Genomic DNA, 17,492 nt, shown 5'->3' with positions numbered 1-17,492 from the left:
ACACCGCCATAAACGCCGTGATCGGCGTTCGCCGAGAGAAGGAAGAAGGTGGGCGGAATTGGCCGCCACCCAGAGGATCGCCGTCGGCGCCGTGACCGCCGCGGCCTGTGCCGCGTCGCTGGCGGGCTGCGCGACCGGCACCAACTCCAAGGAAGGGGCGTCCGGGCCGCCGAAGGGAGCGCCGGCGCCCCAGAGCGTGGTCCGTCTGATCGGCGACGGGTCCACCGCGTACACCGGGACGCAGCCGCATCTGCCCCGGCCGGAGAAGCTCCAGCCCGGCGAGAAGCCCCCGCAGTTCGTGGTGTTCTCGTGGGACGGTGCGGGCGAGGACAGCCAGAAGCTGTTCTCGCACTTCCGCAAGGTCTCCAAGGAGAACAACGCGACCATGACGTACTTCCTCAGCGGCGTCTACATGCTGCCCGAGGAGAAACGTGACCTCTACCGGCCCCCGCAGCACTCGCCCGGCCGCTCCGAGATCGGCTTCAACGACCGGCAGGGCATCTCCGACACCGTCCGGCAGCTGCGGCTGGCCTGGCTGGAGGGCAACGAGATCGGCACCCACTTCAACGGGCACTTCTGTGGCCCCGACGGGGGTGTCGGTGAGTGGTCGGTGGCGGAGTGGAAGAGCGAGATCGCCCAGGCCAAGCAGTTCGTGAAGAACTGGAAGACCAACACGGGCATGAAGAACGCCGCACCACTGCCCTTCGACTACGACAAGGAGCTCATCGGCGCCCGCACCCCCTGTCTGGAGGGACAGAAGAACTTCACGAAGGCGGCGAGCCAGCTGGGCTTCCGCTACGACACCAGCGGTGTCAACGACCAGGTCTGGCCCAAGAAGCGGGAAGGACTGTGGGACCTGTCGATGCAGCTCGTCCCCTTCCCCGGCCACTCCTTCGAGCAGCTGACCATGGACTACAACTTCATGGTCAACCAGTCCGGCACCTCGACCCAGGGCGACCCCGACAAGTACGACTACTGGGGCGACCAGATGCGTGACGGGCTGATCCAGGGCTTCAACCGGGCCTACAACGGCAACCGCGCGCCGCTCGTCATCGGCAACCACTTCGAGTCCTGGAACGGCGGCACCTACATGCGGGCCATCGACGAGGTCGTCGAGAACGTCTGCAACAAGCCCGAGGTGCGCTGTGTCTCCTTCCATCAGCTGGCCGACTGGCTGGACGCCCAGGACCCGCAGGTTCTGTCGAGACTGCGCACCCTGAACGTGGGCGAGACCCCGCGTCAGGGCTGGGCGTCCTTCCTCTCCGGCCGTCCCGCCCCGGCGCCGAAGGGGGTGCCCGGAGCGCCGGCGGTCAAGCAGTAGGCGACGGGCGGGAGCCGGCGCCCCACCGGCGGAGTGTCCACCTCCGTCAGACGGACGCCGCCACTTCCTCGCCGAGTACGAAGCCGGGGTCGATCTGCGCCGCCAGGTCGGCCCCGGTGCGCTCGTTGCCCCACGACTGGGCGTTCTTCAGGTGGAAGTGGACCATCTGCCGGGTGTACCGCTCCCAGTCCCGCAGCTCGTACGTCGCGTCGGTGGCGACCTTGAGGGTGCGCAGGGCACGGGAGTTGGCGTCCTCCAGGAGCTCGAACCGGGGCGGGCGGCCCTTCTCCATGGCGCGCACCCAGTCCGAGTGCCCGACCGTGACCAACAGGTCGTCCCCGACCTCCGTGCGGAGGAAGTCGATGTCGTCCTGCCCCTGCACCTTGTTGCCGACGACCTTCAGCACGACGCCGAAGTCCCGGGCGTACTCCTTGTACTGGCGATAGACGGAGACCCCCTTCCGGGTCGGCTCGGCGACGAGGAACGTGATGTCGAAACGGGTGAACATGCCGGAGGCGAAGGAGTCCGAACCCGCCGTCATGTCGACCACGACGTACTCGTCGGGGCCGTCGACGAGGTGGTTCAGGAACAGTTCCACCGCTCCCGTCTTGGAGTGGTAGCAGGAGACCCCCAGGTCGGCGTCAGTGAAGGGCCCGGTGACCATCAAACGGACGGCACCGCCGTCGAGTTCCACCGGGCGCGCACAGGCGTCGTACACCGGATTGGGCTCCCGTACCCGGACCAGCCGCGAACCCTCGCCGGGCGGCGTGGTCTTGATCATCGTCGCGGCGGAGGCGATGCGCGGGTTGTTGCCGCGCAGGTAGTCCTTGATCACGGAGAGCCGCTCGCCCATCGCGGGCAGCGCCGCCGACTCCCGCTCGTCGAGGCCGAGCGCGGGGCCCAGGTGCTGGTTGATGTCGGCGTCGACGGCGACGACCGGCGCGCCGGCGGCCGCGAGATGGCGGATGAACAGGGAGGAGAGCGTGGTCTTGCCGCTGCCGCCCTTCCCGACGAAAGCAATTTTCATGTTCACGAAGGGTAGTCGCGTAGTAGCTGTACGTGTCAGGCGAAGTGAAGAAGACCACTCCTTCGTGGAGTGGCGGGCCGAGGGTGCGTAGGGTCGTACTCATGAGTACGACACGTGCGACCGCCGATCCGCTCGCGGCCCTGGGTTCGCTGCCCGGCGTGGCCGAGTCCGTGGAGTCCGTGCGCAAGGCCGTGGACCGGGTCTACGGGCACCGGGTCATGCGGCGCCGCAGCGACGCCGTCACCTCCGAGGCCGCGCTGCGCGGCGCCCGGGGCAGTGCGGCGCTGTCCGGCGCCGACTGGGCACTGGAGGAGGTCCGGCGGCGCTCCGACTTCGGTGTCGACGACGCGCGCGTGGTGGGTGCGGCCCTTCGGCTGACCGCCGAGGCGGGCCAACTGCTGTCCATCTGGCGGCAGTCACCGCTGCGCGTGCTGGCCCGGCTGCACCTGGTGGCGGCCGCGACCGGCGACGACGAGGTGGGGCGGCCGCGCCGGTCCGGTGAAGGTGTCGACGAGCCGCTGATCGAGCTGCCGCTGCCGGACGCCGACGAGGTGTCGGGGCGCCTTGACGGACTCTCCGAGCTGGTCATCGCGGGGAGTTCCGCGCCGGCGCTGGTGACGGCCGCCGTGGTGCACGGCGAGCTGCTCGCGCTGCGGCCCTTCACCTCGCGCAACGGCCTGGTCGCGCGCGCGGCCGCGCGGATCGTGCTGATCGGCAGCGGACTCGACCCCAAGTCGGTCTGCCCCGCCGAGGTCGGCCACGCCGAACTGGGCCGCGCCTCCTATCTGGCCGCCCTGGACGGCTATGTCTCGGGCACTCCGGAGGGCATGGCGGCCTGGATCGCGCACTGCGGCCGTGCGGTGGAGCTGGGTGCGCGGGAGTCGACCGCGGTGTGCGAGGCGTTGCAGCGCGGGGCGGCGTAAAGCCCCTGGAGCGGCCGGACGGCCGCGGAAACGGGTTGCGGCGGTACGAGTCCTCGTACCGCCGCTGGCATGTTCACCGGGTTACCAGGCGTCCTCGAAATGTCGCCCATCAGGTCGGGTACTTTGCCCGTCACCTGGTGCGGCTGGCCCGTAATCGACGGGTCGACGTCGCGTGGGTGCCCGGTGTCCATGCTGGGTCCGTGGGGCCAAATGCGTTTTAAAGGTGATCCTCTCGGATGTCCTTCGGTCTCGCGGGCCGCTAACCCCTTTGTACTGCAAGCCGGGAGCAAGCGGAACCCCTGCCTGCAGTTCTTTACTTTCAGGTTCAAAGACGCGCTAAGCGGCACTAAAGGTGCATTGTTAGGCCGAACGGGTGAAAGGGGGAGCGCTGTGCCGGTTCAGGCGACCGAGTTCCGGCGCCGGCTCGCGTACCAGACCAGGCCCGCGGTGGCGGCCGCCGCTCCTATCGCGGCCGCGGCGACCAGGGCCGGGCGCGGAGGTGCGGAGATCCGCTGCTTGAGCCGGACCGGACGGTGGAAGTCCAGGATCGGCCAGCCGCGCCCGAGTGCCTCACGGCGCAGGGCCCGGTCCGGGTTCACCGCGTGCGGATGCCCGACGACCTGGAGCATCGGCAGGTCGGTCGCCGAGTCGCTGTACGCGTAGCAGCGGTCCAGGTCGTATCCCTCGGAGACGGCCAGCTCCCGGACCGCCTCGGCCTTCGTCGGACCGTAGGCGTAGTACTCCACCTCGCCGGTGTAGCAGCCGTCGTCGCCGACGACCATGCGGGTGGCCACCACCCGGTCGGCGCCGAGCAGTTCGCCGATCGGCTCGACCACCTCGGCGCCCGAGGTGGACACGATGACGACGTCCCGGCCGGCCCGGTGGTGGGCCTCGATGAGGGAGGCGGCCTCGTCGTAGATGATCGGGTCGATCAGGTCGTGCAGGGTCTCGGCCACGATCTCCTTGACCTGCTGGACATTCCAGCCACGGACCAGACCGGACAGGTACGCGCGCGTTCGCTCCATCTGGTCGTGGTCCATACCGCCGACCAGGAACACGAACTGGGAGTACGCGTTGCGCAGGGCCGCCCTGCGGTTGATCAGACCGCCTTGGTAGAACGACTTGCTGAAGGTGAGCGTGCTCGACTTCGCAATGACCGTCTTGTCCAGGTCAAAGAAGGCCGCTGTGCGGGGCAAGGAGTGGTTTTCCACGTCCCCGAGCATAGGCGCCCACCATTCGGCGTAAGGTGGGGCGCGTGGGTTTGCCTGAGAGGCCTCTCGGGTACACCATGGAAGTCACGGATCGTTCGCGACCGTGCTAACCCGGTCCGGCTCCTCCCCCCCCGAGTCGGCCGTGGAGACGACCCCCACTCTCCCCCCCGGTGGGGGTCGTCGCATGTCCGGACGCATTTTTCCTCTCCTCTCCGGGCCCTGAGATCTTGGTCGGGCGGCTGATGCCGCCCCTTTCGCATACCCATGATCCGTCACGCAGGGTAGCCGTGACGCTGCTCTGTGGAAGTCGCACAGAGCCCAGAACGGGACTCACCGGTATGGGTGACAGTGATATTCACAGCCACCGAGTTGTCCACAGTTTTGGACCAAGATCCACATGATTTCCGGGTTCGTTGCACCGTGATTCCAGCGCGCTCCGGCGACGGCGAGTTCATGGCCGGTTCCGATTGCCGGGCGCCAATGGCCGGTTTCTGTCGGCCGTGCATATGGAGGCCGCTTGCCGGTTCTTCACACGTATGGGAATCGCGTGGCCGCGGAGGCCGCGCGCAAGAACGCAGCCAAGGGGGAAGCTCACGTGGCCGGAACTGTCACCCACGAACCACCGTCCGCCGCCCCGGGACGGCCCGGACGCCCGATGATCGTCACCGAGGACGCCGAACTCCTCGACGACCTGTTGCGCCTGTGCGCGGCGGCAGGCGCGAAACCCGAGGTCCACCACGGGGTCCCGGAACGCGGTGGCGGGTGGGAGTCCGCACCGCTCGTCCTGGTCGGCGACGACGCCGCGCGCCGGGTACGCGGGGCCGCACGCCGACGCGGGGTGGTGCTGGTCGGCCAGGACCAGGACGACCCCGATGTGTGGAAACGCGCCGTGGAGATCGGCGCCGACCACGTCCTGATGCTGCCCGACGGCGAGCAGTGGCTGGTGGACCGGATCGCCGATGTCGTCGAGGGTGTGGGCCGCCCGGCGCTCACCGTCGGGGTGATCGGCGGCCGGGGCGGGGCCGGTGCCTCCACGCTGGCCTGCGCGCTCGCCGTCACCTCCGCGCGGGAGGGACTGCGCACCCTCCTTGTGGACGCGGATCCACTGGGCGGCGGAATCGACGTACTCCTCGGCGCCGAGACGGCCGAGGGCCTGCGCTGGCCCGCGTTCGCCGCCTCGCGCGGCCGGCTCGGCAGCGGCGCCCTGGAGGAGTCGCTGCCGGAACTGCACTCGCTGCGGATCCTCAGCTGGGACCGCGGCGACAGCGTGGCCATCCCGCCACCGGCCGTCCGCGCGGTGCTCGCCGCCGTCCGCAGGCGCGGCGGCACGGTCGTCGTCGACCTGCCGCGCCGCCTGGACGACGAGGTCGCCGAGGTCCTCACCCAGCTCGACCTCGCCGTCCTGGTGGTCCCCGCCGAACTCCGCGCGATCGCGGCGGCCGGCCGCGTGGCGGCCACCGTCGGCATGGTCGTGCGCGATCTGCGGGTGGCGGTACGGGGCCCGTACGCGCCGGGACTGGACGACCGTGAGGTGGCCCGGCTGCTCGGCCTGCCGCTGGCCGGCGAAGTACCCGCGGAACCGGGCCTGTCCCGCCCCAGCCGAAAACCACCGGGGTCCGCCGCCCGTGGACCGCTGGCCCGCTTCTGCAAGGACTTCTGGGAGCGCACGCTGGTCGAGGCGGCCGGCGGATGAGGCCCGGCACCGCGGGCGCGGACGGCCCGGCCCTGCTCGACGGGGTCCGGCGCTGGCTGGCCGAGAGCGGCGCCGAACCGACCCCCGCGCGCGTGGCGCAGGCGCTGCGCGCACAGGGACGGGTGCTCGGCGACGCCGAAGTCCTCGGCGCGGCCGAGCGACTGCGCTCCGAACTGGTCGGCAGCGGCCCCCTGGAACCACTGCTCACCGATCCCACCGTCACCGACGTCCTGGTGTCCGCCCCGGACCGGGTCTGGGTGGACCGCGGCGGCGGCCTGGAACTGACCCCGGTCACCTTCCCGGACGCGGCGGCCGTGCGCCGCCTCGCGCAGCGGCTGGCCGCGGTGGCCGGCCGGCGCCTGGACGACGCACGTCCCTGGGCGGACGCCAGGCTGCCCGACGGCACCCGCCTGCACGCGGTCCTGTCGCCGGTGGCGGTCGGCTGCACCTGTCTGTCCCTGCGGGTGGTGCGACCGCGGGCGTTCACGCTCGACGAACTGGTGGCGGCCGGGACCGTGCCACCGGGCGGCGACCGGATCCTGCGCGCGCTCATGGCGGCCCGGCTCTCGTTCCTGGTCAGCGGCGGCACCGGCACCGGCAAGACCACCCTGCTGAGCGCGCTGCTCGGCCTGGTGGGTCCGGGGGAGCGGATCGTGCTCGCCGAGGACTCGGCGGAGCTCAGGCCCGAACACCCGCACGTCGTACGGCTGGAGACCAGACCCGCCAACCAGGAGGGCGCCGGCCTGGTCACTCTGGAGGACCTGGTCCGCCAGGCGCTGCGGATGCGCCCCGACCGGCTGGTCGTCGGCGAGGTGCGCGGCCCCGAGGTCGTGCACCTGCTGGCCGCGCTCAACACCGGGCACGAGGGCGGCTGCGGCACGGTGCACGCCAACGCGGCCGCCGATGTCCCCGCCCGCCTGGAGGCGCTCGGTACGGCCGCCGGGCTCGACCGGGCCGCCCTGCACAGCCAGTTGGCGGCCGCGCTGTCGGTGGTGCTGCACCTCGTACGGGACCGCACGGGCCGGCGGCGGATCGACGAGGTGCATGTGCTGGAGCGGCACCCCTCGGGGCTGGTGCGGACGGTACCGGCGCTGCGCTGGGGTACGGAGGCCTTCGCACGCGAGCCGGGGTGGGAGCGGCTGCGGGGGCTGCTGCGGAGTGACGTCAGTGGTCTGTGAGCCCGAAGTGATCTGAGCCATCTGTGGGTCCGAAGTGACCGGCTGGTCTGTGGGCCCGGGGTGGCCGAGTCGCCCGGTCCGAAGTGGTCGAGTCGCGCGGTCCGAGGCGGTCGAGTCGCCCGGCCTGAGGCGGTCGAGTCGCCCGGTCCGAAGTGGTCGAGTCGCGCGGTCCGAGGCGGTCGAGTCGCCCGATCCGAAGTGGTCGAGTCGCCCGGTCCGAAGTGACCCAAGTGATCTGTGAGTTGAAAGGGGTTTGTGTGATGGGTGAGATGACGGTCGGTGCGGCCGTGGTGTGCGGCGGGGTCATGGCGTGGCTCCTCGCCGAACGGCAGCGCGAGGTACGGCGGGCGCGGCTGCTGCTCGCCGGGGGCGGGGCGGTGGCCGCCGGACCGCCCTCCTGGGAGCAGACGGTCGGGGAGGTGCGGCGCCTGTGCGGCCGTTGGCGGAGTGAGTGGTGGGCCCTGGCCGCCGGCATCGCGCTGGCCCTCCTCGCCGCCTCGGTGCTTCCGGTCCTCGCGGGGGCGGCCGGGGTGCCGGTACTGCGCCGGCTGCGGCTGGCCCGGCAGGCGCGGCTGGTCCGGCAGGCGCACGCCGACGCGGTGATCGCGCTGTGCGGGGCGCTCGCCGGTGAAGTGCGCGCGGGACGGCAGCCCGGCGAGGCGCTGCTGCGGGCCGCCCGGGACTCCGGCGGGCTGGGCGAGGCCCAGGCGGCCGTGGTCGCGGCGGCACGCTTCGGCGGGGACGTGCCCGGCGCGCTCGCGACGGCCGCACGCCGGCCCGGCGCCGACGGCCTGCTGGGGCTCGCGGCCTGCTGGCGGGTGGCCGTCGACCAGGGTGCCGGGCTCGCGGCCGGCCTCGACCGCCTGGACGCGGCCCTGCGCGCCGAACGGGACCAGCGCGCCGACCTGCGCGCCCAGTTGTCCGGCGCCCGGGCCACCGCGGTGCTGCTCGCCGCGCTGCCCGCTCTCGGCCTCCTGCTCGGTTCGGCCATGGGCGCCGACCCGCTGCGCGTACTGCTGCACACCGGGGCCGGGCTGGGCTGTCTGGTCGTCGGAGCGGTGTTCGAGGGCGCCGGGATGTGGTGGGCGGCCCGGATCGTGCGGGGAGCTGAGGCGGCATGAGCGCGGACGCCGTCCACCGGCTGGCGGTCACGGTCGCGGCGCTGTCGGCCCTGGGCTGGTCGGCGTGGCGGCTGGAGCGGGCCAGGCGCAGGCGCTGGGCCCGGCGCAGGGTGGCCGAACTGCTGGCCCTGGAGATGCCGGAGCGGCGGTCCGACGTCGGCGGTGCCGTCCGCGGGTGGCTGCCGGTGGCCGGTGTGGTGTGCGGCGGCTGGGTGCTGGTCGGTGGGGTCGTCGGAGTGCTGCTGGGGCTGGCCGTCGCTGTAGGGCTGTGGCAGTGGCAGCGCCGGGAGGGGGACGCGGGACGAGCGGCGCAGGCCGAGGCGTCCCGGGCCGCTCGCCAACTCCCGCTCGCCTCCGACCTGCTGGCCGCCTGTATCGCCGCCGGGGCGGGCCCGGTGGAGGCCGCCCAGGCCGTCGGCGAGGCACTCGGCGGACCCGTCGGGGAAGGGCTGGCGCGAGGTGCGGCGGAGGTCCGGCTGGGCGGCGAACCGGCCGAGGCCTGGCGACGCTTGGCGGCACTGCCGGGTGCCGCCGCCCTCGCCCGGCTGCTGGAGCGCGCGGACGAGTCCGGGCTGCCGGCGGCCACCCCGGTCGCGCGGCTCGCCGCGGACGCCCGCGCGGAGTGGGCGAGAAGCGCGACCGCACGGGCGCGGCGGGCGGCCGTGCTGATCTCCGCGCCGGTCGGGCTGTGTTTCCTGCCCGCGTTCATCGCGGTCGGGGTCCTGCCCGTGGTGATCGGGCTGGCGGGCGGGGTGCTGCGAGGGGGTGGTGGATGACCGGGGGGCGACAACGGGCCGAAATCAGGAACTGATCACCGGATTAACAGGATTCAAGGGATTCAAGGGAGTCGGGATGTACCGGAAGATGCGGAAGTTGCTGCGCGGGGACGCGGGAATGGTCACGTCCGAGTACGCGATGGGGATCATCGCCGCCGTCGCGTTCGCGGCGGTCTTCTACGCGGTCGTGACGAGCGGGCAGGTCAGCGCGGAGCTCCAGAACATCGTGAAACGAGCCCTCAGTGCGCGGATGTGAGCAAGGGCGCGGGGCGGACCGCGGGTTCGTGACGGCGGAGGCGGCCGTGGTGCTGCCGGTGCTGGTGGCGTTCACGATGGCGCTGGTGTGGGGGCTGCTCGTGGTGGCCGCCCAGATCCGGTGCGTGGACGCCGCCCGCACCGGGGCGCGGGCCGCCGCGCGGCAGGACGCCGAGGACGCGGTGGTGACCGTGACGAAGCAGGCGGCGCCGGACGGAGCGACGGTCACGATCGGCCGGGCAGGCGATCAGGTTCGGGTCACGGTGGTGGCGAGGCCGCCGGTGCTGGGCGGGTTGCCGTTCGAGGTGCGGGAGTCGGCGGTGGCGTTGGCGGAGGAGGCGGGGCCGTGAGACGCCGGTATTCGGATCGGGGGTCGGCCACCGTCTGGAGCGTTGGCGCGATCGGCGTCCTCTGCGTGGTGTTCGGCGTGGTTATCGGGCTGGGACAGGCTGTCGTGGTCCGGCACCGCGCGGCCGGGGGTGCCGACATGGCGGCCCTCGCGGCGGCGGACCACTGGGCCGAGGGGACCACTGCGGCCTGCGCGCGGGCGGACCGCGTCGCGCGAGCGCAGGGCGTACGGCTGACGCGGTGCGTGATCGTGGGAGACGTCTCGGATGTGACGGCGGCGTCGGGTGGTGGGCCGTTCACGGCGGAGGTCCGGGCCAGAGCGGGCCCCACTGCCGCTAGCCCTCCTCCGGCTTCTCCTCCGGTGCCCCCTTCAGCAGCACACTGAGCAGCCGTACCGCTCCCCGCTTGTGCAACGGATCGTTCCCGTTCCCGCACTTGGGCGACTGGATGCAGGAGGGGCACCCCGCGTCGCACTCGCACGCGGCGATCGCCTCCCGGGTGGCCGTGAGCCACGCGCGGGCCGTGTGGAAGGCGCGCTCCGCGAAGCCCGCGCCGCCCGGGTGGCCGTCGTAGACGAAGACCGTCGGCAGGAGCGTGTCGGGGTGCAGGGGGATCGACACGCCGCCGATGTCCCAGCGGTCGCAGGTCGCGAAGAGCGGGAGCAGGCCGATGGAGGCGTGTTCGGCGGCGTGCAGGGCGCCGCCGAGGATCTCCGGGTTGATCCGGGCCTCGTCGAGCTGGTCCTCGGTGACGGTCCACCACACCGCGCGGGTGCGCAGCGTCCGAGGAGGGAGGTCGAGTTTCGTCTCGCCCAGCACCTCGCCGGTGATGAGCCGGCGGCGGAGGAAGGAGACCACCTGGTTGGTGACCTCGACGGAGCCGTAGCAGAGGCGGCCGTCGCCCCAGGGGACCTCGATGTCGGTCTCCAGGACGGAGATGGCCGTGGTGTCGCGGGCGACCGTGGAGTACGGCGGCTCGGCCTGTTCGACCAGCGCGACCGAGTCCTCCAGGTCCAGGGAGCGCACCAGGTACGTGCGGCCCTGGTGCAGGTGGACCGCGCCCTCGTGGACCGTGGAGTGCGCGGCGCTCGCGTCCACCGTGCCGAGCAGCCGTCCTGTGCCCGTCTCGACGACCTGCACCGGGCGGCCGCCCTCGCCGCGGATGTCGGTCAGCTCGGCGGCCCGCTCCCGCCGGGTCCAGTGCCAGGCCTTGGTACGGCGGCGCAGCAGCTTCGCGGCCTCCAGCTGCGGCAGCAGCTCCTTGGCGGCGGGACCGAACAGGTCGAGGTCGTCGTCGGTGAGCGGGATCTCGGCGGCGGCGGCGCACAGGTGCGGGGCGAGGACGTACGGGTTGTCGGGGTCGAGGACCGTCGATTCCACCGGTTGGTCGAACAAGGCCTCGGGATGGTGGACGAGAAACGTGTCCAGCGGGTCGTCGCGGGCCACCAGGACCGCGAGGGCGCCCTGCCCCGAGCGGCCGGCGCGGCCCGCCTGCTGCCACACAGAGGCCCTCGTACCCGGGTAACCGGCGATCAGTACGGCGTCCAGCCCGGAGACGTCCACGCCCAGCTCCAGGGCCGTGGTGGCGGCCAGTCCGAGGAGTTCCCCGGAGTGCAGCGCGCGTTCCAGGGCGCGCCGCTCCTCGGGGAGGTAGCCGCCGCGATAGGCCGCGACACGCCGGGCGAGGGAACGGTCTACCTCGGCGAGCCGCTCCTGGGCGATGAGGGCGATCAGCTCGGCGCCGCGCCGGGAGCGCACGAAGGCCACCGACCGCACACCCTGCACGGCGAGGTCGGTCAGCAGATCGGCGGTCTCGGCGGTGGCGGTACGGCGGACCGGGGCGCCCTTCTCGCCGTGCAACTCGGTCAGCGGCGGTTCCCAGAGGGCGAAGACCAGCTCGCCGCGCGGGGAGGCGTCCTCGGCGATCTCCACGACCGGCAGGCCGGTGAGACGGCGGGCGGCGACGGCCGGCTCGGCGGCGGTCGCGGAGGCCAGCAGGAAGACCGGGGAGGCGCCGTAGCGGGCGCACAGGCGGCGCAGGCGGCGCAGCACCTGGGCGACGTGCGAGCCGAAGACACCCCGGTAGGTGTGGCACTCGTCGATGACGACGTACTTCAGCGACTTCAGGAAGGAGGACCAGCGGGCGTGCCCGGGAAGTATCCCGCGGTGCAGCATGTCCGGGTTGGTCAGGACGTAGTTGGCGTATTGGCGGATCCACTCCCGTTCCTCGTACGGGGTGTCGCCGTCGTACACCGCGGGCCGTACGGCGGTACCCAGCGGTTGTGAAAGTTCCTTCACCGAACGGCACTGATCTGCCGCCAGTGCCTTGGTGGGCGCCAGGTAGAGGGCGGTGGCGCCGCGGCCGTTGGGTGCCTCGGAGCCGTCCAGGAGGGTGGAGAGGACCGGCACGAGATAGGCCAGGGACTTGCCGGAGGCGGTGCCGGTGGCGACCACCACCGAGTCGCCGTCCAGGGCGTGCTCGGCGGCCAGCGCCTGGTGCTCCCAGGGGTGCTCGATGCCGCCCGCCTGCACGGCGGCGACAACCTCCGAACGAATCCGGTCAGGCCAGACGGCATGCCGACCCGCTCGCGGGGGCAAGTGCTCCGTATGAGTGATGCGCGAAGCCCGGCTCGGCCCGGAGGCGAGCCGGTCCAGGACCGTGCCCGGAGAGAACCCGGACGCGGCCGGAACCGAGGGTCGATCGGATCGGTGATTTATGGCCATCGGGACCGAGTGTGTCACTGGCGTGACGGACAATGGGGCCAAGGCGTCGTGCACGCCTGCCGGTAAGTGATTGAATGCCATCGCGGCTGGCGTACCGTCCCGGGGGCCGCAAGCCGAGGTGTCCCAAGGGGCGACCCGCTCGATAGCAAGGTGCTGGAGGATCCGTGGACCTGTCCCTGTCGACCCGTACCGTCGGCGATCGCACGGTCGTTGAGGTCGGTGGCGAAATCGACGTATATACCGCGCCCAAGCTGCGCGAGCAGTTGGTCGAGCTGGTGAACGACGGGAATTTCCACCTCGTCGTTGACATGGAGGGCGTGGACTTCCTCGACTCCACCGGGCTCGGCGTGCTGGTCGGCGGCCTGAAGCGGGTGCGAGCCCATGAGGGCTCACTGCGCCTGGTCTGCAACCAGGAGCGCATTCTGAAGATCTTCCGAATCACCGGTCTCACCAAGGTGTTCCCGATCCACACCTCGGTCGAGGAAGCGGTGGCGGCCACCGACTGACCCGGGCCGGCCGACGTCTCCCGGACCGCCGATCGGTCCGCGCCGTCCGGTCGGCCTCCGACACGGCCTCGTACAGAGCCGTACGCAGGCCCGTGTCGCCCCCGCCCGCTCGGGCCCGCATGCCCGTGCCGGCAGCCGTTCACGGGTCGCAGGCCCGCGACGGACGCAATTCATCGGGGGGCCGGGTTTTCGGCGATCCGGCCCCCTACCGCACGCCTGTAGTTCCGAGGGGGACGTATGGCCACCGTTGAACTCCGCTTCAGCGCGCTGCCCGAGCACGTCCGCACCGCCCGACTGGTGGCGGCGGCGGTGGCACGCAGGGCCGGAGTGGACGAGGCCGTCCTGGACGAGGTCCGGCTGGCCGTCGGCGAGGCCTGTTCCCGTGCTGTCGGTCTGCACCAGAGCGCCGGCATCACCGAGCCGGTGCGGGTGGCGCTGATCGAGGATGAGAAGCAGTTCTCCATCGAGGTCGGCGACGAGGCACCCCGTTCCGTCCCCGTCGACCGGGCGACCGGTGCGACGCCGGACGCGGACGTGGAGGCCGAGGAGGACGAGATGGGCCTCGCGGTCATCAGTGGTCTCGTCGACGACGTTGAGGTCACCGCCGGGGAGCACGGCGGCCTGATCCGCATGACCTGGCCGACCACCCCGCCCGGAGTCGCGCTCACCTGAGAGTCACCCGATCATGAGAAGGGCCCTGCTGAGCAGGGCCCTTCTTGTTATTTTCCTTCGGATGTCATCCGGTCGCCGAATTCGTGAAAGAATTCACGATCAATGCCCCGACGGATCGCCCGATAATTTGATCAAGCGCCGAATAGGCCAAAGGTGATCGTCAATGGTTTTAGGGCGTTACCACTTTCGGGTTCGTCGGCGTGACCTCGATCATTTGCTGAAGAGCACGAGAAGGCCAATTCCGCTTACCGTCCCCTGTTTAGATCACTCGCGGGTACCTAGAATCCGTCCACATCTTGAGCTCAGCCCAAGCGTCAAGGAGGACGAATGGCGGGGCTTTCTACCCCTCATCAGTTGGGTCACCCCACAACCCTCGCGGCCGCGGTCCTGACCGACGACAACCGGGTCCTGGTCGCGGTGATCGCCGTCGTGGCGCTGGCCGCGCTCGTGGTCGCCTGGATCCTGGTGCGCCAGGTACTCGCGGCCGGCGAGGGCACCGACAGCATGAAGAAGATCGCGGCGGCGGTCCAGGAAGGCGCGAACGCCTATCTGGCCCGGCAGTTGCGCACCCTGGGCGTATTCGCCGTCGTGGTGTTCTTCCTGCTCCTGCTGCTGCCCGCGGACGACTGGAATCAACGCGCCGGCCGATCGATCTTCTTCTTGATCGGCGCGGCCTTCTCGGCGGCCACCGGCTATATCGGCATGTGGCTCGCCGTACGCAGCAATGTCCGTGTCGCCGCGGCGGCCCGGGAAGCCACCCCGGCGGAAGGCGAGCCGGAAAAGGATCTCACCGCCGTCTCGCACAAAGCCATGAAGATCGCTTTCCGCACGGGCGGCGTGGTCGGCATGTTCACGGTGGGGCTCGGCCTGCTCGGCGCCTCCTGTGTGGTGCTGGTGTACGCGGCCGACGCGCCGAAGGTGCTCGAAGGATTCGGCCTCGGTGCCGCTCTGATCGCCATGTTCATGCGTGTGGGCGGCGGCATCTTCACCAAGGCCGCCGACGTCGGCGCCGACCTGGTCGGCAAGGTCGAACAGGGCATTCCGGAGGACGACCCGCGCAATGCCGCGACCATCGCCGACAACGTGGGCGACAACGTCGGCGACTGCGCGGGCATGGCGGCCGACCTCTTCGAGTCGTACGCGGTGACCCTGGTCGCCGCGCTGATCCTCGGCAAGGCGGCCTTCGGGGACGCGGGTCTGGCCTTCCCGCTCCTGGTACCGGCCATCGGTGTGCTCACCGCCATGATCGGCATCTTCGCGGTCGCTCCGCGCCGCAGCGACCGCAGCGGCATGAGCGCCATCAACCGCGGATTCTTCATCTCCGCGGTGATCTCGCTCGTGCTGGTCGCGATCGCGGTCTTCGTGTACCTGCCCGGTAAGTACGCCGACCTCGACGGCATCTCCGACGCGGCCATCAGGGCCAAGGACGGCGATCCGCGGATCCTCGCACTGGTCGCGGTCGCCATCGGCATCCTGCTGGCGGCCGTCATCCAGCAGCTGACCGGCTACTTCACCGAGACCAACCGGCGTCCGGTCATGGACATCGGCAAGTCCTCGCTGACCGGCCCGGCCACCGTGGTCCTCGCCGGCATCTCGGTCGGCCTCGAATCGGCCGTCTACACCGCCCTGTTGATCGGCCTCGGCGTCTACGGGGCGTTTCTGCTCGGCGGTACGTCGATCATGCTGGCGCTGTTCGCGGTGGCGCTGGCCGGCACCGGCCTCCTCACCACGGTCGGTGTGATCGTCGCGATGGACACCTTCGGGCCGGTCTCCGACAACGCCCAGGGCATCGCCGAGATGTCCGGCGACGTCCAGGGCGCGGGCGCGCAGGTGCTCACCAACCTGGACGCCGTCGGCAACACCACCAAGGCCATCACCAAGGGCATCGCCATCGCCACCGCCGTCCTCGCGGCGTCGGCGCTCTTCGGGTCGTACCGGGACGCGATCACCACGAACGTGCAGGACGTGGGGGTGAAACTGACCGGTGCGGGCGCTCCGTTGACCCTGTCGATGGACATCTCACAGCCCAACAACCTCGTCGGCCTCATCGCCGGCGCGGCGGTCGTCTTCCTCTTCTCCGGACTCGCCATCAACGCGGTGTCGAGGTCGGCGGGTTCGGTGGTCTACGAGGTGCGGCGGCAGTTCCGCGAGCACCCCGGGATCATGGACTACACGGAGACGCCCGAGTACGGCAAGGTCGTCGACATCTGTACCAAGGACGCCCTGCGGGAGCTGGCCACGCCGGGACTGCTCGCCGTGATGGCGCCCATCTTCATCGGGTTCACGCTCGGCGTCGGCGCCCTCGGCTCCTACCTCGCCGGCGCGATCGGCGCGGGCACCCTGATGGCCGTCTTCCTGGCCAACTCCGGCGGTGCCTGGGACAACGCCAAGAAACTCGTCGAGGACGGCCACCACGGCGGCAAGGGCAGCGAAGCCCACGCCGCCACGGTGATCGGCGACACCGTCGGTGACCCCTTCAAGGACACCGCGGGACCCGCGATCAACCCGCTGCTCAAGGTCATGAACCTGGTCTCCCTGCTCATCGCACCCGCGGTGATCAGGTTCTCCTACGGCCATGACAAGAGCATCGGCATCCGGATCCTGATCGCGGTCCTCGCGCTGGTCGTGATCGTCGGCGCGGTGTACATCTCCAAGCGGCGCGGCATCACCGTCGGCGACGACGAGGACAGCGCGGAACGCGTGGCCAAGTCGGCCGATCCAGCGGTGGTTTCGTAAGCGGTCTTACGACGGCCACCAGGGCTCTCGCGAGGGGGCCCGGCCAACGAGCGGGCGGATGGCGTGTACTGACACGCCGTCCGCCCGTTTCGTGCGCCGGGGGCGCCCGCCGGTTCTCGTGCGCGGTTGGGTGTGGGCGTGCGCTCCGGCTCCGGGTGTGCCCCTCGTCTCGTCGTGAGCCTTCTCTCTCATGGTGCAAATATGCCTAAAAGCATACTTAGTGGGTGCTGTCCATGGGGGTGCTGTCCGTGCGCCGTGTAGATTCCGGGGGCCGAGAGCCATTGAAGGGACCTATCCGGTGAACAAGAAGCTCGCGGCCGCACTGTCCGGCGGTGCGGTACTCGTAGTGGCGCTGTCCGGGTGCAGCAGCAACAAGGGCACCGACCCCAAGCTGATCGCCTGGGCCAAGACCGTGTGCGACGCGGTGCCGGCGCAGGACGCGAAGATCAAGGCGGCCAACGAGGCCATCGCGCAGACGGCCTCGGACACCACGAGTTCGCCCGCGACCATCCAGAAGACCGACTCCCAGGCCTTCCAGGACATGTCCGACGGCTACAAGGCGCTCGCCACGGCCATCGGCAGCGCCGGCGCGCCCCCCGGGATCGACGACGGCGCCAAGCGCCAGCAGGACGTCGTCAAGAATCTCAACAGCCTCTCCGCGTCCTATGCCGACCTGAAGAAGAAGGTCGACGGGCTCGACACGAAGAACCAGGCGAAGTTCGCCTCCGGTCTGCACGACGTGGCCTCCCAGATGGCGGACCTGGAGACGCAGAACAAGAGCGGCACCGCGGCGCTGCAGGCCCTGGAGCAGGGCGAGGTCAAGAACGCGATCGCCGAGCAGGCCAGCTGCAAGAAGGTGTCCGCGACGGCGTCGGCTCCCGCGTCGGCCTCATCGACCGCGAGCTGACGGCACGAGCCGGCGTCCAACGCGAAGGCCTGGGGTCTGTCGCGGGGGGCCGGTGATCGTTCCGGAAGCTGGCAGTTGGAGGCCGGAAGCCGGCG

At 71.1% G+C, this 17,492-nt stretch carries 16 protein-coding genes; 13 read left to right on the top strand and 3 right to left on the bottom strand.

Annotated elements, in window-relative coordinates; translation table 11 throughout:
* Positions 1 to 58 precede the first annotated feature (58 nt).
* Positions 59 to 1,321 (top strand): polysaccharide deacetylase family protein, encoded by a 1,263-nt coding sequence (locus tag ACZ5K7_RS38650; protein WP_351713377.1) that lies wholly within the window; start codon positions 59 to 61, stop codon positions 1,319 to 1,321.
* Positions 1,322 to 1,367: 46 nt separating this feature from the next.
* Here the strand turns inward: ACZ5K7_RS38650 and ACZ5K7_RS38645 are convergent, their stop codons facing one another.
* The gene (locus tag ACZ5K7_RS38645) at positions 1,368 to 2,348 is read right to left on the bottom strand and encodes an ATP-binding protein (protein ID WP_468921405.1); all 981 of its coding nucleotides are present in this window, start codon (positions 2,346 to 2,348) and stop codon (positions 1,368 to 1,370) included.
* A gap of 101 nt (positions 2,349 to 2,449) precedes the next feature.
* On the opposite strand from ACZ5K7_RS38645, the gene ACZ5K7_RS38640 reads away from it, so the two are divergent.
* Positions 2,450 to 3,271: a Fic family protein gene (locus tag ACZ5K7_RS38640; protein ID WP_468921402.1), complete on the top strand. Its 822-nt coding sequence runs from the start codon at positions 2,450 to 2,452 to the stop codon at positions 3,269 to 3,271.
* 398 nt (positions 3,272 to 3,669) lie between these two features.
* Here ACZ5K7_RS38640 and ACZ5K7_RS38635 read toward each other — a convergent pair whose 3' ends face one another.
* Positions 3,670 to 4,494 (bottom strand): HAD family hydrolase, encoded by an 825-nt coding sequence (locus ACZ5K7_RS38635; RefSeq protein WP_351713383.1) that lies wholly within the window; start codon positions 4,492 to 4,494, stop codon positions 3,670 to 3,672.
* A gap of 583 nt (positions 4,495 to 5,077) precedes the next feature.
* Between ACZ5K7_RS38635 and ssd the strand changes: the two genes are divergently transcribed.
* The 7 genes from ssd (at position 5,078) to ACZ5K7_RS38600 (ending at position 10,238) form a co-directional block, all read left to right on the top strand.
* Positions 5,078 to 6,175, top strand: a complete 1,098-nt coding sequence (gene ssd / locus ACZ5K7_RS38630; protein WP_351713385.1) for a septum site-determining protein Ssd — start codon at positions 5,078 to 5,080, stop codon at positions 6,173 to 6,175.
* Positions 6,172 to 7,353, top strand: a complete 1,182-nt coding sequence (locus ACZ5K7_RS38625) for a TadA family conjugal transfer-associated ATPase (protein ID WP_468921397.1) — start codon at positions 6,172 to 6,174, stop codon at positions 7,351 to 7,353. The genes ssd and ACZ5K7_RS38625 overlap by 4 nt, the downstream gene beginning before the upstream one ends.
* Positions 7,354 to 7,613: 260 nt before the next feature.
* Positions 7,614 to 8,474: a type II secretion system F family protein gene (locus ACZ5K7_RS38620; RefSeq protein ID WP_468921395.1), complete on the top strand. Its 861-nt coding sequence runs from the start codon at positions 7,614 to 7,616 to the stop codon at positions 8,472 to 8,474.
* Entirely contained in the window at positions 8,471 to 9,250 is a 780-nt protein-coding gene (locus tag ACZ5K7_RS38615) for a type II secretion system F family protein (RefSeq protein ID WP_468921392.1), read from the top strand. Before ACZ5K7_RS38620 ends, ACZ5K7_RS38615 begins: the two co-directional genes overlap by 4 nt.
* A 76-nt stretch (positions 9,251 to 9,326) precedes the next feature.
* Positions 9,327 to 9,506 carry a DUF4244 domain-containing protein gene (locus tag ACZ5K7_RS38610; RefSeq protein ID WP_468921389.1) on the top strand — a complete coding sequence of 60 codons (180 nt, stop codon included), beginning with the start codon at positions 9,327 to 9,329 and terminating at the stop codon, positions 9,504 to 9,506.
* A gap of 28 nt (positions 9,507 to 9,534) precedes the next feature.
* Entirely contained in the window at positions 9,535 to 9,855 is a 321-nt protein-coding gene (locus ACZ5K7_RS38605) for a TadE family type IV pilus minor pilin (protein WP_468921386.1), read from the top strand.
* Positions 9,852 to 10,238 (top strand): Rv3654c family TadE-like protein, encoded by a 387-nt coding sequence (locus ACZ5K7_RS38600; RefSeq protein ID WP_351713395.1) that lies wholly within the window; start codon positions 9,852 to 9,854, stop codon positions 10,236 to 10,238. Before ACZ5K7_RS38605 ends, ACZ5K7_RS38600 begins: the two co-directional genes overlap by 4 nt.
* Here ACZ5K7_RS38600 and ACZ5K7_RS38595 read toward each other — a convergent pair.
* Entirely contained in the window at positions 10,189 to 12,657 is a 2,469-nt protein-coding gene (locus ACZ5K7_RS38595; RefSeq protein WP_468921382.1) for a DEAD/DEAH box helicase, read from the bottom strand. The genes ACZ5K7_RS38600 and ACZ5K7_RS38595 overlap by 50 nt on opposite strands.
* A gap of 83 nt (positions 12,658 to 12,740) precedes the next feature.
* Between ACZ5K7_RS38595 and bldG the strand changes: the two genes are divergently transcribed.
* The 4 genes from bldG (at position 12,741) to ACZ5K7_RS38575 (ending at position 17,397) form a co-directional block, all read left to right on the top strand.
* Complete coding sequence (bldG, locus tag ACZ5K7_RS38590) at positions 12,741 to 13,082, top strand: anti-sigma factor antagonist BldG (protein ID WP_010986038.1); 342 nt, start codon at positions 12,741 to 12,743, stop codon at positions 13,080 to 13,082.
* A gap of 237 nt (positions 13,083 to 13,319) precedes the next feature.
* Positions 13,320 to 13,754: an ATP-binding protein gene (locus tag ACZ5K7_RS38585; protein ID WP_351713399.1), complete on the top strand. Its 435-nt coding sequence runs from the start codon at positions 13,320 to 13,322 to the stop codon at positions 13,752 to 13,754.
* A 327-nt stretch (positions 13,755 to 14,081) separates the two neighbouring features.
* On the top strand, positions 14,082 to 16,490 hold the full coding sequence (locus ACZ5K7_RS38580) for a sodium-translocating pyrophosphatase (protein WP_351713401.1): 2,409 nt from the start codon (positions 14,082 to 14,084) through the stop codon (positions 16,488 to 16,490).
* Positions 16,491 to 16,788: 298 nt separating this feature from the next.
* Complete coding sequence (locus tag ACZ5K7_RS38575; protein WP_351713403.1) at positions 16,789 to 17,397, top strand: small secreted protein; 609 nt, start codon at positions 16,789 to 16,791, stop codon at positions 17,395 to 17,397.
* The last annotated feature ends 95 nt before the right edge of the window (positions 17,398 to 17,492 follow it).

The sequence above is a fragment of the Streptomyces sp. NPDC031497 genome (assembly GCF_055580905.1).
The sequence above is the reverse complement of the archived record's forward strand: the minus strand, read 5'-3'. Positions and strand labels throughout refer to the sequence as shown.